Genomic DNA, 17,871 nt, shown 5'->3' on the forward strand with positions numbered 1-17,871 from the left:
GTGTTTATTGATTTCGTTGGTATTCCCCGCCTTAACCACTTTCATTTCATTGATTCCGCTGACCATATCAAGCACCCATAAACGAATGAAGATTCCCATTCTTTTCTTTTTTGTACTCCTGATGCGAGCTACTTTTCTATTTGGCCAATCGGATACCGAAATCTTGTCCAATTACCAATTACACATCCAAAGAGCAACAACACCGATAACACTGGACGGGGTATTGGATGAGCAGGCCTGGTTGGAGGCAGATGTGGCGGATGAATTCTGGATGCAACAGCCGCTGGATGGTAAAAAAGCCGATCCCCGTACGGAGGTAAGGGTGACCTATGATTCGGATAATGTCTACATTTCCGCCATTTGCTATGATGTGGAGGATTATGTCGTACAAACCTTGGAACGAGACAAAAGCTTCTTTGAAGGGGATGGATTTGGAGTAATCATCGACCCGGTGAATAGCCGAACCAATGGCCTGTTTTTCGGGATCAGTCCCTTTAATGCCCAGTCTGAGGATTTACTTGGTCCCAATGCGCCGAGAGAGTTGACCTTTAGTTGGGACAATCGATGGTTTTCTGCGGTATCCAGACTTCCCGACAGGTACATTGTGGAACTTGCCATTCCTTTCAAAACCCTGAGGTTTAAAAAGGATATATCGACCTGGGGGATCAATTTTATCCGGAACAACATGTCTCAGAATGAATACTATAGCTGGACACCCATTCCCGTCAATTTTCAGTTGTACGACTTGGGCTACACCGGCAATATGGTCTGGGACAAAGCCCCCGAAAAAACAGGGACGAACATTTCCCTTATTCCCTATGTCACGGCCGGGACGGTTCGGGGTGCTGAAAACGAAACGACCGCAGATGTGGGCATGGATGCGAAGGTGGCACTCACATCTTCGTTGAACCTGGACCTAACGATAAATCCGGATTTTTCACAGGTTGACGTGGATGTGCAACAGACCAACTTAACCCGATTCAACCTCCGGTTTCCCGAGCAACGGGGCTTTTTTCTCGAAAACAATGACCTTTTTACGGGATTCGGACCGAATTCGGCCAAACCGATCTTTACAAGGCGAATTGGGCTTGATGTGAACAACCGGCCGGTGCCGATTGCTTACGGGGCCCGTTTGAGCGGGAATCTTAACCCAAACTTCAGGATTGGACTGATGAATATCAAGACCAGGCCTACCGAAGCCGGGCCGGCCCAAAACTATAGCGTGGGGGTCTTTAACCAAAGTTTATGGGAAAGATCCGTCTTAAGGGGATATGTCACCAACCGACAGGCGCAGACGGTAGGTAATGGGTTAGACAAATTTGATTTTGGGAGGAATGCCGGTTTAGAACTCAACTACCTGAATGAATCCGGTACCTGGAATTATTTTGGGTCCTTTCACCTTTCGGAAAAATCGCAGATCGGCATGGGAAACTACCGGCAGCTGGGCTTTGAATACGGAGGAAGAAAATGGAATTTCCGGTTGAATTACTACGGTATGGGGGACGATTACCATGCGGATATGGGATTCATTCCCAAAATGAGTAACTACGATGCCTTGAATGATACCTTATATCATTTGGGGTCGGAACATTTCCATGCACGGATTGGGTACACCTTTCGTCCCGAAAATCGCGGCAGCGTTATTTTGCATGATATTCAGCTCCGGAATACCGTAAATTATTATACCGATTGGTCATTGATGGACAATGAGTATCGGCTGGATTATGAACTCAGGTTCAGAAACACGAGCAGAATCACCTTTCAGGCTCAGGCCCTGGAAACCCGCTTATTGTTTCACACCAGATTTACTGATGGAGAACCATTGGAGCCAGGGCTTTACCGTTACCCTCGTGCCAACCTTTCCTACAGCTCGGATGCCAGAACCTCCCTGCCTTTTCGGGCAGAAGTGGAAACAGGGTTGTTTTACAACGGCCACCTGACTACCTATTTAATGGAATTGAATTTAAGGCGGCAGCCCTGGGGCACCTTTTCACTTGCCTGGGAGCAAAATATCCTCTCTCTCCCGGAACCTGCCGGAGCATCAACCCTAACCCTGATCAATGCCCGGAGCGAAGTGAATTTCAGCACTCAGTTATTCTGGACCACCTTTTTACAATACAATACCCAGCAGGAAAATTTCAATATCAATAGCCGGTTTCAGTGGAGGTACCTGACCATGTCGGATTTATTTTTGGTCTATACCTACAATTATTCCATGTCACCCTTTATCGAAACCAGGCAAAATCAGGCGCTTTTGTTGAAATTTACGTATATGTTCAATATATAACAGGCTGCATATTCTATCGTTTACTGCAAGGTCCCGATGAGAAACCAATGCTGGCTTGCGTCCTATGTAAGCACCACCGGCTATTTCCAGCTCGTTTTTGGGCTTTTCACCGGCTGGCATATGGTTTGCAGCGTGTTTACCTTCTTGGTTTATAACATACGATCCGTTTTATGATTTCTAGTTCACGCTTACTTGCCTGCTGTTTTTTGACCGGTTTGATCTCCTTTACTGCTTGTGTTCAGGAGGATCCTGATCCCGCTCCCGATCCCGGAGAAGATAAAGTCCTACAATTGGTTGAAGCTTTTCCCAACCTTCCATTCAACCGACCGCTGGAAATCCTACATGCCGGAGATGACAGCGACAGGATTTTTGTAGTAGAGCAAAGGGGACTTATCTCCGTTTTCCCTAACCAAGCAGAAACCGAAGAGAAAGGTGCCTTTTTAAGTTTATTTGGTCAGGTGAATGATTCCGGAAACGAAGAAGGCTTATTGGGGCTTGCCTTTCATCCGGAATATGCCGACAATGGGTTTTTTTATGTCAATTACACCGCTTCCAATCCGGCACGAACGGTAATTTCCAGATTTAAGGTTTCGGCTTCCGATCCGGACAAGGCCGATGCGCAAAGTGAAACGGTTCTTTTGGAAATCGAGCAACCGTTTACCAATCACAATGGGGGCAAGCTTGCTTTTGGTCCCGATGGGTACCTGTATATAGCCGTGGGAGATGGAGGTTCCGGGGGAGATCCACAGGGCAATGGTCAAAACCGGGAAACCTTGCTGGGATCCCTATTGAGGATTGACGTAGATGTACAGGCAGGAGATTTGAATTATGCCATACCGGAAGACAATCCATTTGCGGGTAATGATGAAGGCTTTCGGGAAGAAATTTTTGCTTATGGCTTGAGAAATGTTTGGAAGTTTAGTTTTGATACGGAATCCAACCTCCTTTGGGCGGCAGATGTAGGACAGAACCGTTACGAAGAAATCAGCCTGATTGAGAAGGGCGGGAATTACGGCTGGAATACCATGGAGGGTTTTGAATGCTTTGAGCCTACATCTGCCTGTGAAACGGAAGGACTTGAGCTTCCGGTGTGGGCCTATGACCACAGTGAGGGAGACGGTTCTGTCACAGGTGGTTATGTATACAGGGGTTCGGCCCTGCCGGAACTGGCAGGAAGGTATATTTATGCCGATTTTATTTCCGGGAGGATTTGGGCACTGGACGTTACGGATAGGAGCAATCCCACCAATACCGAATTAGTGCAGGCTTCGTTTCCTGTCGCCGCATTTGGATTGGATCCATCCAATGAGCTGTTAATTTGTGGATTTGATGGGGAAATTTACCGGCTGGAATATCAGGCGGCGGATTAATTTCTATTTAACAATGCTATCAATGAAAGGGTAGCGTTTTTGGTTAGGAATATCCTATTAGCTGATTTGGGCAGCCGGATACCTTCTGGAATTAGCTTTTGGAAATGGTAAGGGGACAAAAGGATTGTTTTAATCTCCATCGCTATTTGCACGTTTGATTTTTATCAGGATCATGGAAAAATTGTCATGGGTTTTCCCCATGCAATGGTCCAGGATTTTTTCTTTGATCCTTTCTGGCTCCTCTTTTTTTACAAGCCACTTACTAATGTGTCGGTCAGTGAGCCTTTCCAATAAACCGTCAGTACAGAGCAAAAAGTAATCATCTGTTTGGATATCGCTAATCATTTTCAATTCAGGAATGCGCTCTGATTTCGCTGTTCCCAAGGTTTTGGTAATAATGTTTCGTTTCGGGTGGTGACGGGTTTCTTCTACGGTTAGAAGACCTTGCTCTACCAATCTGTTTACATAGGAATGGTCCCAGGTTTGGTAAAGGATTTCACCATCCCTGACCTGAAAGATTCTCGAGTCCCCCATCCAGGCAAGAGTGGCCCCCGCCTGATGAAAACTAACAGTGGTCAGGGTGGTTTTCATTCCCTTACTTTCGGGCTGCTTGTTTTCATAGGCCATCATTTTTTCCCTCGCAAATGCAACGACATTTTGCATGAACCGAGCATCGTGAATGGTATTGGGGTAATGGTCAAAGTATTCGGCTATGGAATGGCAAGCAATCTTGGAGGCGATTTCTCCGGAAGGCGCACCGCCAACCCCGTCACAACAAATAAAGGCCTGGAATTCATCGGACAGGCACTCCTCATTGGGAAAAAGGTAATCCTCATTAGCTGGCTTTTCGCCAATTTCGCTGAAGGAAACGGCTGGTAGCAGATCGATTGAGGTGTATAAGGGTTTAAATTTCATCCATTAATTTTAATAGTACGTTGCTGAAATACAAGGTTAATTTTGATTGTAAAAAAGCAGCATTGGATTTATTCAGGATATCTCTGGCTGTCAGGAGTTCCACCGAACTGATTTTCCCCAGCCTGTATTTTTCTTCCTGAAGGGCGTAGGACAATTTGTTTTTTTCCCAGGCTTCGCGGGTGATTTTATACAGTTCTCTGGACGTGTCAAAGTCATTGATCAGTTGAAGGGTAACAGAGGCGATGGCGTTCTCTGTCTCCGCCAATGCTAATTTGCTGTTATGCAATTTGATTTTTTCCTGTTTCACCTGATTGGCATTTCCCATTTGAGTGAAAACCGGGATGCTGAGGTTAAAGCTCAGGTATTGCCCCAGATTATTTTGGATTTGCCTGGGCAATATAAGTTCCCCGTTCTGATCGTTTCCTAAATTTACGTTGTAATTGGAAAAAACACTACCTCCTATGCGTAAGGTTGGGAAAAAACTGCGATTGGCACCTTTTAATATCATTTCCGATACCTGATTCTGTGCCTTTGCCTGTTGTAATTCCGGATGGTGCTGACCTACATGCCGGAGGATTTCTTCCCTATAAATGGGTTTGAAGTAAATTTGTTCCACTTCAGCGGTATCCACAGGTGCCAGGGTAAAATCGGTGTCATAGCTTAGGTTTAACAATTCCCTGATTTGCTGCAAAACCAATGTCGATTCATTTTTTACTTTTATGAATTCCGCTTTCTCCGTACTAACCCTGGCTTCGAAAGTGTAGGCTTCGTATTCCGAAAGTCTTCCTATTTTGATCTTTTCATAGATGATCTCCAATTCATTTTCCAGGGTGCTAATATTGTTTTGAATCACTTTTATTTGTTCTTCCAGCAGGATTTGATCCGCATACAGTTGAGTCAATTTAGTGAGCAGTGCCAGTTCAGCCGATTTTTTGGCGTATTGGGTTTCCCGAACACCGAATTCCTGTTCTCTGATGGCAAGTAGGTTTTTGAAACCTGAGAATAGGGTCATGCGTAAACGGAGCCCCATTTCCCCTCCGCTAAACTGCTCAAATGCAAAGGAATTGGTCACGGGATCAATGTTTTTTCCAAAGGAAAAATAATGATTCATGTCATAGGTCAAAGAAGGTAACAGTTGATATTGAGCGGTCGATTTTTCAATTTCCTGAATTCGGACTTCATTATGCATTTTTTGAAGGTTCAGGTTTTGATTGATGCCTATCCTGAAGCAGTCTTCCAGGGAAAGAACCGTTTGTCCCTGGACCTGCAGGATCAGAGGGCCTATCCATAAAATTGTCAGGATCGTTTTTTTTACATTCATGAGCCGTCGATTTTATTGAATATTTTCTTGATAAATACCTGGTAAATGGACATCCTTTTGAGGATGATTTCACCCCTTACTGCATATCCCGGCCTAAGGGTCAGGTCGTTATTTTCGGGGAGTTTGATATGTGCATAGTATAGTTCGTTTTCTTTCCTTTCCGCAATAAAATCCAGTGTGCCTTCCAGCGTTCCAAAGCCATATTGGTTAAAGGCATTCAATTTTAGCCTGGCCCTCAAGCCTTTTTCTAGAAAGGGGAGTTCTTTTTCGGGGACAGAGACTTTTGCGTAATAGTTGGAGGTTTCCGGAGCGATGCTTACCAAAAGGTCTCCTTTCAGGATCAGGTTACTGGAAAGCTTGGTGTTAAATAGGAAATTGACTGTCCCTTTTTCGCTGGCAGTAATGTATTGCAAGGCGAGGTCTTTTGTGAGCTGTGTATAGGTGGCCTCTGCTTGTTTGATTTGGTTTTCCAATTCTATTTCGGTCTGGTGAAGCGTATTTAGGTTTTCTTCCAGCTCCAATTTTCCAAGGATCAGTTCGTTTTCCATCTTCTCATAGGCGTTTCTTGCCAACTGTTTTTCTCCGCCATAGGTCATGCTCTCATCTTCAAGTTGCACGATGCTTTCTTTCAGTGACAGGTAGCTGTCCCTGGCATCATTGAATTCATATTTGCTTAACATGTTTTTATGGTACAAAATAGAATCCCCTTCGTACTTTTCTTTGGCGGATTGTAAACGGCTGTTCATCAGCTCAGCCTGATAGGCTGTCATCTCCATGTGGCGTTCCAGAAGTTGGGTGTCCAGTGCCAGTTTTTGTGAAGAAATCCGGGTGCTGCTGGCATAGGTATTTAACTTTGTTCTCAGGCTGGACCTCAACTCCGAGATGGTTTTGGCCCTGGCTTTCAGGTAGGCCAGTTCATTATCTACTTGGTTTTTTTGGGCTTCCAATTCCCGGTTTATGATGATGACCAGGGTATCTCCTGCATCTACCGACTGCCCTTCTCTGGTCAGAATGGCTTGCAATTGTCCATCAAATGGTGCTTTCAGGTCTTTCTGAGGGTTATCTGCAATGATTTCACCCTCGCTAATGGTAACCGACTCATTGATTTTGATGGTGAAAACCAAAACCAAAACCATGAGGGTAATGAAAATAAGACTTCTGAAAAACCAAATGGTAAATTTATGCTCCCTGATACTGTAATTGTAGTTGTTCGATACTTCCATTTTTTACGATCAGTTTTTTGGTAAATTCAACATGCTCCAGTGGCTCATGTGAAATAATGATAAAGGAACGGTTTTCCTCTTTATTGATGTAGTTCTCAATTTTTTCTCTGGATTCGCGATCAATACCGGATAGGGTTTCATCCAAAATGATCAATTCTGCTTTGGATAAAAATGCCCGCATAAGCAATATTTTCTTCCGCTGACCGGTAGATAAGTTTCGACCCTGCTCATTGATAATAAAATCCAGCCCCTCCGTTTTCTCTGAAATGAACTCGTAAAATCCCAGTTCTTTTGCCAATTCCAATACTTTTCTTGTATGGATATCGTATTGAAACGCCATATTATAGCCAAGGGTGTCATTGAAAAGGATGTCTTCATTGCTTACCAGCAGGATTTTTTTTCGAATGGATCCTTGTTGGTAAAAGGAAAATTTCTCTCCATTCAGGAAAATCTCACCGGTTTCCGGTGGATAAAGCAGCGATAGCACCTTACAGAAGGTACTTTTGCCGGTTCCATTGCGACCCTCCATATGAATTTTCTCCCCCTTGAAAATCGTAATATTCAGGTCACTGAAAATCGGTTTGTGAGGCAGGTAACTGAATCCTACCTGTTGAAATTCAATGGATTCTATCTGATCAATTTTGATTTTCTGGTGGATGGATTTAGATTCCGGTTGGCCTGCCTTACTAAAATCAAAATACCGGCGTAGGATGATCTCATTTTCCTGAATGTCCAGGCTTTCGTCCAAAATGCCCCTTACTGCTGAAAAGACTTGCGAAGAAAATGCAATATAGGTGATGATCTGACCCGCTGTGATGTCCTGGTATAAAATGGCACTTCTGGATAAAAATAGCATGATCATGGCGGAAGCTATGGCAATCACCATATGAATCACTCCCGAGTTTAACAGGGCGACATACCTCACCCTTTTTTGAGTCGCCAGTATTTGTTTTATTTTCGGTATCAGCCTTTGTAAAAATGCCGTTTCCATCCTGAATGATTTGATGACCTGAAGCCCATCAATATTTTCAAAAAGTGCGGAAAATAAATTTGATTTTTCGAAAAAACGCCGGTTTTCGTTCGACCTGATATGGGGGGTGATTAAGTAAAACCATATGATAAAGATAACCAATACAGCCACTACGATGAGGGTGACTTTCCAGTGTATGGCAAACATCAGTGCCAACGCAGCTATACTGACAAAAGCGTCAATCAATATTCTTGTAAAAAATTTAATAAAGAATGACTTTAACTTGAGACTGTCTTTGATCCGTTCGGTAAGATCTCCGCGGCTGAAAGTCTGGATATAGCGGATGGGTAGCATATTCAGCTTCTCTGCAAAAGAAGTCAGAAAATAGTTATCGAAAATATTTCCCAAGTGAATGGCAATGTATTTTTTATAAATGCCGATCATCAGGTTAAAAATCTTGAAAAACATCAAACCAAATGCAAAAAACAGTAGCAGGTTCAGGTCCTTGTCCGGGAGCACATGGTCGATCAAAACCTGACTTTTGAACAGGGTAAACTGGCTGAAAAAAGAAACTAAGATCGCAGTAACAATATAAATACTCCATAGCCTGTGGAAAGGTTTCATTTCCTTAAATAGCCGGAAATAGGGATTTTTAGATCGTTCGTCGGTGGCTTTTGCTTCTGTTGAAATCTGTACCCCAGCCCCCTTTTTAATGGTAAGGACCACAGGTACTTTTAACCTGATTTTTGAAGATTTGATTTTCATTGCCCGGAACTGCTTGGGCAACATGCTCAGGTCCTGATGGAAAAGTAAATCTGCCAAAAAATCCTTTTCAGCACCTTCATTGGCAAACCCAAAATTCTTTTTCAGATAAGAAAAGTAAGTCAGTTTATTGATTATGGTGTCCTTGTCCATCTCCTCGACCTTTTCCACAGAGATGCCATAAGGTTCCAGTTCCTGGGAAACTATTTGTTCGATAAGGTCATGATTATTCACAAAATCATAATTGACACTGGCATAATGGGCTCGGTGCATCAATTCTGAAAATGACCACCGATAGCTTTGTCCGTCTGCCGGATCGAGAATTTTGAGCTTTTTGTTTTTCAAGCCCTCTATTACCACAAAATGTAATCCTTTCCTGTTTTTAATGGATAGGATGCAGGGCGTAGCGTCTTTGATCTTTTGGGCATCAAATTTAAGGCTGTTGACATCCAGCAGGTTGAATTTTACATCAAAAGATTGATTTGAAAAGAAATCCTTGATGTCGTGAAGGCTGGAACCCGTTTCTGAGATGAAAATATTATCTTCAATGTATTCCCTGCCTACAGGAATGTGGTGCAGATTGTAAATAATCTTTGCTGCGCTGATGCCACAATCGTTGTGCTTGAGTTGTTGTTCATTCACACCACGCATAGTATTTTTTTTCTTGTCCTGTCTTTACGATTGCTGTTTGCTTAAAACTGGCCAATAAATCCCCAGCATCCCGGTACCTTTGTTCAGGATTTTTGGAAACACAGCGGGAAATGATACCTTTCAATTCAGGGTTTAATTCCCTTTTCCAAACGGTTTTCTCTGGAACAACGAAATCGTCGTTTTTTATGCTATGGGACAAATCCTCCCATATAAATCCCTTAAAGGGCTCATTTCTAAAAAAAATAAAATACATGACCAGGCCTAATTGATAGACATCCGAATAGAAATCAGGGAATTTGGTGAATTTATTAATGGTGGTAGTATTGATCCGTTCGGGAGGCATGTAGTACATCACGCCACCTTTTTTTACCGTTTCCGAAGCCGGGTGATCATGGGTAAGGGCCAGACCCAGGTCGATGATTTTTACATTTTGTTTTTCACCCACCATTATATTCGAAGGATGAATGTCCCCATGTATTATTTTAGCCGAATGTAGTTGGGCAAATCCCTTTAAAATTTCAAATACCAATCCATAGGCCTCATTTTCTGTCAATAGGGGATGGTGCCTTAGAAACCTGGGCAAGCTTTCTCCTTCTATCCATTCCATGACGATATAAGCATATTCATTGCCTACCTGCTCAAAATGATAAGCCCTACATAAGCTATTTACCCTTTCGCCTTTGCACAACAAATGGTATTCGTGCTTGAATTGGGAAAGTTCTTTTTGAAATTGTTTTGGGTTTTCTGTCTTTTTGCTACACAATAATTTAATGACATACGTTTGAAGTCCCCCACTTTTACGAACCTTATAGAGGTCCACAAATTTTTTATTGGATATTAAATGAAGGATGTCAAAAACCCCTAACGTATCACCTGCCTCAAAATAGGGTAACCTGGGCTGTGGATTCTCGGCTGCCTTTTCACTCACTAAGAAGCTTCTTTTCTTAAAAATTTTAAAAATGGTTTCACAATGTGCCATTAAGTTGTTTTTCTCCGTTCCCAGTTCCCCTGCAATCTCATCAACTACCTCGTCCAACGTTTTAGGTGAACTAAATTTCTCAAGGAAATACCTTACACTGGAATTGATTAAAAAACCTTTTTTTAGATGGCCTGCAGTGATTACATGATGATTTTCTTTGAAGCGTTCAGGACACAATTCCCGATTGTAATCCATAGGGGAAATGATATGCAGGCTTTTTGAAATCTGGTATTTTTCCATTTTGGGGCTATTTTGATGTAGTTGGTTTCCAGAAGTATAATTTTGACACTCCGCATTGAAAAAGAAAGATGACCCGGCTAGGATCAACCTGCCAGGCCATCTTTGCTTAACTTGGATTAAGAACTGGAAGAACTTTCAGAGCTCACAGAGCTCAAAGAACTTTCAGAGCTTTCGGAGCTTTCACCACTCATAGAGCTGGCACTGCTACCTGCTGCTACGATTTCATTGATGTTTTCTCCTTTCAATTCAGACATGAATTTTTCTAAAGTAATCATGATGATAAAATTTAGGTTAATTGGCTACTCTGTTATGTAGGGTTTTCACCGTACCCCTCCAGGTACCATGGTCTGGTTTTTACAAAACTTATTGGTGGGTTTTATGCTAGCTGCCAATAAGTCATTGTACTGAGTAATCGAAGCCGAGGTATTATTTGTAACTATTATTTAACAAAAAATTAATATTAGCTCCTGATATAGGGCGAATTGGGTCCAGTATTTTGTTGTAAAAATTAATTTTATTTTGAAAAAGGATTAAAAAATTAGCTTTTTTATGCCGTTCATTTACATTTAAAAAAATATGAAAAAAAGACCTTGATTTTGGTGTTTGACGGCTGGCTATTTTAAAATTTAAAGAGGGTTAAAAAAATAAATCTGCCTTCTTTGGTTAATTGTTAATTTTAAAAAGTGCCTTATTTTTTCCAATTGTCCGTGTTTAGCCCAAAGCCGATAAACAGGCTGGTGTACGAGCTCCTGCTGCTGCCAGCTACCCTTACTTCAGGTTCACCGGGCCTGGAAGTAGTTTGTACCATTTCATCTGTTACCCTTAGACCCTGTTGATGCCTGATACCCACCATAAAGTAATTTTTGTTTCTGGTATACCTTTTTATACCTGCCTCAAGCCTGAGTCCCAGACCATAGGGGCTGACTTGGTCTACATCCCTGTTAAAGTTGTCATGAAGCTCGTTAAAAGCGGTAATTGGGTTTCTGATCTCCTGGGGAAGCAGTGTGAAGCCAACGGAAGGCTGCAAATAAAAGCCATATTTTTCTTTTTCAATAGTGTACCTGGCTCCTAAAGCAAAAGTAGGCATTTCATAGTTGGTCGGACCGAGATAGGTAAACCCACCAGTTCCAAAATCCCCGGAATTCCTCACCGCCATGGACCTGACAAATAATTCCGCCTGGGTAATGAGTTGCCAATGGTCTGATAAACGGGTAAGGGCTCCCAAACCAAGGTGATAACTTAATTGGTTATAAGGTTCGTTTTGGGGCTGGATATCGGAAGGGCTTGTTTCAAAATCCATGTAAGAAAGGGAAGGCCCTCCATATACTTCTAACCTTATCTGAGCTGAAGAATGCAGGCTAACGATAAAACAACCTATGAAAAGTAATAAATGTAGTTTTTTGAACATGGTAATATAAATTAAAATCCATAAATAAATACATCACCTAATATCCATATAAACGTTAGTTTAAAGAAATTTTTTAACATATTTTATAGTTTGTTCTGGTAAATGGGGCCCGGAATAACCCTTGAGGTCTTTGAGACCTCGAGGGTTTTTTTCGAGCACGCGCTGCGGAAAGACCTTCGGGGTTGGGAAAACCCCAAAGGTCAATGCCTGTAACCGTTGAGGTCTTCGAGACCTCGAGGGTTTTTTCGAGCACGCGCTGCAGAAAGACCGTCGGGGTTGGGAAAACCCCAACGGTCGATGTCTCTAACCCTTGAGGTCTTCGGGACCTCGAGGGTTTTTTTCGAGCACGCGCTGCAGAATACGGGGTTGGGAAAACCCCAACGGTCAATGTCTGTAACCCTTGAGGTCTTCCCGACCTCGAGGGTTTTGATACGTGTCCGTTCGGCGAGGAGACCGTCCTTTATCAATTTCCATCCATTTCCCGCTCCCAGCGATCTCGCGATTGCCTTAGTTCACGGAGGATTGCCGGGAAATCAGCTTTCAGGTCCCGGCTTTCTGCCAGGTCCTGCTCCAGATTATACAAACTCAGGGTGCCAGCGCTCCGGTCTTCCAGGAGTTTCCAGGGACCCCTCCTCACCGCAATGGCCTCCGGAGTTCTCCAGAAAAGGGTCCTTTCGGACATTTTTCCTCCGGAGGTAAGGATGGGTAGCAGGCTTTTCCCGTCCAGTCGGTCCGGTCCTTCCGGGTCGGGCAGCGGCTGTCCCGTCACCGCCAAAAAGGTGGGCAAGAGGTCAAAGGTGGCCAAGGATTCGTGAGTCTGACTCCCCGCCGGAATTTTTCCAGGCCACCAGGCGATGGCCGGTACCCGGTGTCCACCTTCATACAGATCCGATTTTTCACCCCGAAGCAAGCCATTGGATCCCACGACAGGCCAGGTTTCGCCCTGGTAATCCAGGTATTGCCCATTATCCGAGGTAAAAAACAACAGGGTGTTTTGATCCAGCCCTTCCGCTTTAAGATAAGCTAGCAGTTTCCCGACGTTCCGGTCCAGTGCTTCAATCATGCTTACCAGTACGTCGGGGACTTCTTCAGGTGCATGCGGGCCCAATTTACTGGCAGGTCCGGGAAGGCTGGAGGTGTAATCGACTCCTTCCTGGCGGGTTTCCAGTTGGTTATCTGCTGGCGATTGCCAGGGAAAATGGACCCCTAAATGGGCCAGATACAGGAAAAATGGTTGCCCTTTGTTCTCTGCTATAAATTGAATCCCATTGTCGGTGATGACATCCGTGGTATATCCTTCCTGGAAAGACAGGCGTTCATTGTTCCACCAGTCCGGATAACCGAAGCGATCCAATTTGGAGAAGTAGTCCCCATCACCCGAAGTCAGGCCGCGGAAGGTGTCAAAACCAAAATTCCGGGGATTGGCATCCGGATGGTTGCCCAGGTGCCATTTGCCAAAAAAAGCGGTGGCATAACCGGCTTTTTTCAGGTAATCCGCCATTGTCGGTGTAGAATACAGGTCCTCCCGGGCAATTCCCTTAATGGCTCCAATCCCTTTTTCCTGCCAATCTCCCGGTAGGGGATCTTCTATGCCGAGCCGCTGCTGGTACCTTCCGGTCAATAGGGCCGCGCGGGTAGGAGAACACATGGCGCCGTTGCTGTGAAAGTCGGTAAAAAGCATGCCTTCTTTTGCCAGGCGATTAAGGTGAGGGGTGTGTGCGTTACCGCCATAAAAGCCCCCTAAATCCCCATAGCCCAGGTCATCTGCCAGAATGACGATAATATTGGGAGCCGAACCTTCAGGAAGCCGATCTTGGGCATGGCCCGGATTCAGCCAGGTAAGCAGGCAGATCAGGAATAGCACTATTTTTACCTTCATCTCGCAATGTACTTTATTTAGTATACGTGCCTGATAGCATATTGGGCCATTTGCCAGGGAAGTGGAATGGCTTTCCTCTCAACTCGGACTCCTTAATAGTAGGAAAGGCATGGCTTAGATTCCCGAAATCCCGCTACCATCGGCGTTGGAGGAGCATGAAGAGGACCGGTTGACGTATAATTTTCGGAGAATTAAACAGACTTTATGCTGCCATTTGCAGATTTTACTTTGGATTTTAAAAAAATACTGGTTATTAAAATAAAAAATTTAGGTAACTCCTGGATTTAGACAAAAAAAATTATAAAATTGAACTTCTAAATCAATCAATGTAATTTTATACCTTGGAAAAAAATGCTATTGCCTATGTAACAAAGAAACCGACAGTCACCTAATTTTATCGGATTGTCAAAAATTAAGTAACCATTTTATCAAAATGTTCATGTATTGCAAATGCTTACCTGAACCTGACCAATCAAAAAATGAAGAATGAGAAAAAACTACTAGAAAAAACCGTTGGAATAAAGAGAACTATCTTCTTTTTGTTTCAAGGTATTGTGCTGACCTGTTTGTTGGCAAGCCAAACCCTGGCAAATTCCAGCCTGGGAGCTGCTTCGGCAGTGGAATCAAATGCAGTGGAGGCGCAGGTGACAGGAACTGTCACAGATGATAACGGGGAGCCGATGCCGGGAGTAACCATCACCGTGCAAGGTTCATCCACGGGAACGGTTACGGATATCAATGGAGAGTACATCCTTGAAGCTCCGGAAGGTGCCACGCTGGTATTTTCCTTTATTGGCTTCGAAACCCAAACCATCCGGGTAGGAAACCAAAGTAGCATTGATGTGACCATGCAGGAAGACGTGGCAGGCCTGGAGGAAGTGGTGGTGACTGCATTCGGTCAGGAAAGAGATCGAAGAGCCCTGGGTTATGCCACCTCTAATATTAAATCAGACGAACTGGTCAAAGTGGGAACCCCTAATTTGGCGACGGCCCTTTATGGAAAGGCGCCAGGCGTTCGGATTCAAGCGGGAGCTGGTGGAGCTACCTCCGCAGTAAACATTACTATCCGGGGAATCAACTCCATCACCGGTAGAAACCAGCCTTTGATTATTTTGGATGGTATCCCTATCCGAAATGAGGAAGTAAACAATAACAATTACTGGGGCGATCAGCGACTGAGGGGAAATGGCTTACTGGATATTAATCCGGAGGACATCGCCGATATTTCCATTTTGAAAGGAGCTTCAGCCGCTGCATTGTACGGATCCGAGGCGGTGAATGGGGTGGTCCTGATCACTACCAAAAAAGGAACTACCAAAGGGTTTAAAGTGGATTTCAATGCCAATTATGCCATGGATAGAATCGCTTACCTTCCTCGCTACCAGAATGTAAGAGGGCCAGGCGCTCCGAGCCATGTTTTTGACTTTGGTCAGAATGAAGAGGGTTTTATTACCTATCCGGACGGTTCCACTGGACTGCCGGCAACCAATCTTAATTTCGGAGCTCCCTTTGATGGGCGGCAGGTGATGGCCTGGGATGATCAGGTAAGGCCTTATAGGGCACAGGAAGATAATTATTCTGCCTTGTTCAACGATCCTATCAGTTCGCAGATAAACGTAGCCATCTCGAACTCCACCGATGTGGCTGATTTTCGTTTTTCGCTAACCCGCCAAGACAATGAAGCGTTGAGTTTAAATTCCAAAAACAGCAAAAATATTGCGAATTTGAATGCTACGTTCCGGGTTACCGATAAGTTAAAAACCGATGTGTTTATTAACTACATCAATCAGTATACCGCAAATCGGCCTTATTCGATCGATCGAATGATCAATAATTTTGGGGGGATGATGACCCGTTTCGATAATGGTGCCTGGTACCTGGATAAGTACAAGACCAGCAGGGGCTATCGATTTGTAACCGGAAACGGACAAAGCCTGACTCCCGATGAGAACATCACAAGAAATGGTTTTCAAAGTGCGATCGCTGATTACGTGTGGCGGGTAAATGAGCAAAGAGCATCCGAGCTTAGTAACCGGGTGATTGGTAGCATTACCAATACCTATGCTTTTTCCGATGAATTGAGTCTGAGAACCAGGATCTCCACTGATTTTACCTACAGAGAAAATGAGAATGAGAGTTCAACTACCCGACCTTTAGCCTTCGGTCCTTCAGGAGGATTTAGCATGTCCAACGAGATTTTCAGTATTTTGTATGGGGACGTGTTCCTGTATTACGATAAGAAAATTACAGAGGATGTAACCCTGAGTGCCACGGCCGGCTATACAGCTGACAAGGAAAATTTCTCCTCTATATCCAGAGGCACAAATGGAGGTTTAAGTACGGAGAATTTATTTGACGTAGTGGCTTCGGTCAACCTGCCCAATAACGGATCCAGGAGAACTTCAAGGGTCATTGATGCTGCACTTGGAACTTTAAACCTGAATTACAAAGGGTTCTTATACGTGGAAGGAACGATTCGAAGGGACCGTACTTCCACCATGAATCCGGATAATAATTCCTTTATTTATCCTTCAGCCAATACCAGTTTCATCTTATCGGACGCGGTTGAATTGCCTTCCTGGATCAGTTCTTCCAAGCTTAGAGGATCCTGGGGTATTGTGGGTAATTATCCGGACGTATACCGAGCTAATATTGCCTACAATCAAAATACGCTAGGAGTTCAACAGCCTGGTGGCGCGCCGGTACTGTACACCAATATTTCCAGCAGCTTTGGAAACGACGGTATCCGGCCCGAGCAGAAGCATGAATTCGAGTTTGGAACAGATAGCCAATTCTTTAATGGCAGGTTGTCGTTTGAATTTTCATACTACAATGCTCAGATCCGGGATCAGATCTTGCCGTTGACACTTCCTGCCACCTCCGGTGCCACATCTGTCCTTGCCAATATTGGTACCCTGAGAAACAAAGGGATCGAGATTGCTTTGAGCGGAACGATTTATCAGAGCCGAGGTTTGAACTGGTTGGCGGGAATCAATTTTGCCCGAAACAGAAATGTGGTAGAGAAATTGGCCAATAATGCTACCGAGTTACTGCATGCTGACTATGATGGGAATGCTGCCCAACTAAGATCTGTAGTAGGTCGTCCTATGGGTGATTTCTTCGCTCGTCCGGTAGAAACCAATGCCAATGGAGAGAAAATCGTTCAGCCAAATGGAATGTATAAAATTGATCCCAACGAATGGATCCTGGCAGGTAATGCCATGCCGGATGCCGTAGGGGGTATTTTCAATAACCTGAACTACAAGAATTTCTCCCTGCAGGTATTGGCGGATTTCCAGATTGGTGGTAGTGTGATGCCTACCGGTGTCAACTGGATGATCAGTAGGGGATTGACGGAGGAAAGTTTAAACAACATGAATACCGAAAGAGGAGGGTTGTCTTATTACGTTAATGCCGACGGACAGGGGGTACAAACGACCAGCCCTCAAGGCCCCAACGGAGAACCGGTGTATGATGACGGTATGCTTATGGATGGCGTTACAGCAGATGGAAATCCGAATACCAATGTCATTTCGCAGGCCTTGTACTACCAGCGAACCTATAACTGGGGAGGTCCCCAATACAGCCAGGCCAGATACGAGCTATACATTAAAGACAACACTTACCTGAAATTACGGGAACTTTCTCTAGGGTATGATGTGCCTTCTACCTTCGCGGAGCGATTGGGAGCGAACAGCATCAATGTTTCTGCCTTTGGAAGAAATTTATTCTTCTTCTATCGAAATATCAAGGATCTGGATCCTGAAGTGTTGACCGGTGGTTCCCGATGGGCACAGACCTTGACCAATGCAGGTACCAATCCAGCTACCCGAACCGTAGGTTTAATGCTTAGGGCTAGCTTCTAA

11 protein-coding genes are annotated in these 17,871 nt (G+C 44.1%); 3 read left to right on the forward strand and 8 right to left on the reverse strand.

Annotated elements, in window-relative coordinates; translation table 11 throughout:
- Positions 1-85 precede the first annotated feature (85 nt).
- Both GJS45_RS06015 and GJS45_RS06020 read left to right on the forward strand, forming a co-directional pair.
- Positions 86-2,287, forward strand: coding sequence for a DUF5916 domain-containing protein (locus GJS45_RS06015; RefSeq protein ID WP_162340574.1), 2,202 nt, complete (start codon positions 86-88; stop codon positions 2,285-2,287).
- Positions 2,288-2,457: 170 nt separating this feature from the next.
- On the forward strand, positions 2,458-3,657 hold the full coding sequence (locus tag GJS45_RS06020; RefSeq protein ID WP_162340575.1) for a PQQ-dependent sugar dehydrogenase: 1,200 nt from the start codon (positions 2,458-2,460) through the stop codon (positions 3,655-3,657).
- A 129-nt stretch (positions 3,658-3,786) separates the two neighbouring features.
- Here the strand turns inward: GJS45_RS06020 and GJS45_RS06025 are convergent, their stop codons facing one another.
- From GJS45_RS06025 to GJS45_RS06060, 8 genes are all read right to left on the reverse strand, one after another.
- Positions 3,787-4,572 (reverse strand): PP2C family protein-serine/threonine phosphatase, encoded by a 786-nt coding sequence (locus GJS45_RS06025; protein WP_162340576.1) that lies wholly within the window; start codon positions 4,570-4,572, stop codon positions 3,787-3,789.
- Positions 4,562-5,893: a TolC family protein gene (locus tag GJS45_RS06030; protein WP_162340577.1), complete on the reverse strand. Its 1,332-nt coding sequence runs from the start codon at positions 5,891-5,893 to the stop codon at positions 4,562-4,564. Before GJS45_RS06030 ends, GJS45_RS06025 begins: the two co-directional genes overlap by 11 nt.
- On the reverse strand, positions 5,890-7,116 hold the full coding sequence (locus GJS45_RS06035) for an HlyD family secretion protein (protein ID WP_162340578.1): 1,227 nt from the start codon (positions 7,114-7,116) through the stop codon (positions 5,890-5,892). Before GJS45_RS06035 ends, GJS45_RS06030 begins: the two co-directional genes overlap by 4 nt.
- A complete protein-coding gene (locus tag GJS45_RS06040; protein ID WP_162340579.1) occupies positions 7,073-9,499 on the reverse strand; it encodes an ABC transporter transmembrane domain-containing protein in 2,427 nt (808 codons plus the stop codon). Before GJS45_RS06040 ends, GJS45_RS06035 begins: the two co-directional genes overlap by 44 nt.
- Positions 9,483-10,718 carry a serine/threonine protein kinase gene (locus GJS45_RS06045; RefSeq protein WP_162340580.1) on the reverse strand — a complete coding sequence of 412 codons (1,236 nt, stop codon included), beginning with the start codon at positions 10,716-10,718 and terminating at the stop codon, positions 9,483-9,485. The genes GJS45_RS06040 and GJS45_RS06045 overlap by 17 nt, the downstream gene beginning before the upstream one ends.
- 116 nt (positions 10,719-10,834) lie before the next feature.
- Positions 10,835-10,993 (reverse strand): hypothetical protein, encoded by a 159-nt coding sequence (locus GJS45_RS06050; RefSeq protein WP_162340581.1) that lies wholly within the window; start codon positions 10,991-10,993, stop codon positions 10,835-10,837.
- 413 nt (positions 10,994-11,406) lie between these two features.
- Positions 11,407-12,126: an outer membrane beta-barrel protein gene (locus GJS45_RS06055; protein WP_162340582.1), complete on the reverse strand. Its 720-nt coding sequence runs from the start codon at positions 12,124-12,126 to the stop codon at positions 11,407-11,409.
- Between the two features lie 463 nt (positions 12,127-12,589).
- Entirely contained in the window at positions 12,590-14,005 is a 1,416-nt protein-coding gene (locus GJS45_RS06060; RefSeq protein ID WP_162340583.1) for a sulfatase-like hydrolase/transferase, read from the reverse strand.
- 479 nt (positions 14,006-14,484) lie between these two features.
- Between GJS45_RS06060 and GJS45_RS06065 the strand changes: the two genes are divergently transcribed.
- Positions 14,485-17,871, forward strand: coding sequence for a SusC/RagA family TonB-linked outer membrane protein (locus GJS45_RS06065; RefSeq protein WP_162340584.1), 3,387 nt, complete (start codon positions 14,485-14,487; stop codon positions 17,869-17,871).

This window comes from Cyclobacterium salsum (assembly GCF_010119245.1).
Taxonomy (GTDB): domain Bacteria; phylum Bacteroidota; class Bacteroidia; order Cytophagales; family Cyclobacteriaceae; genus Cyclobacterium; species Cyclobacterium salsum.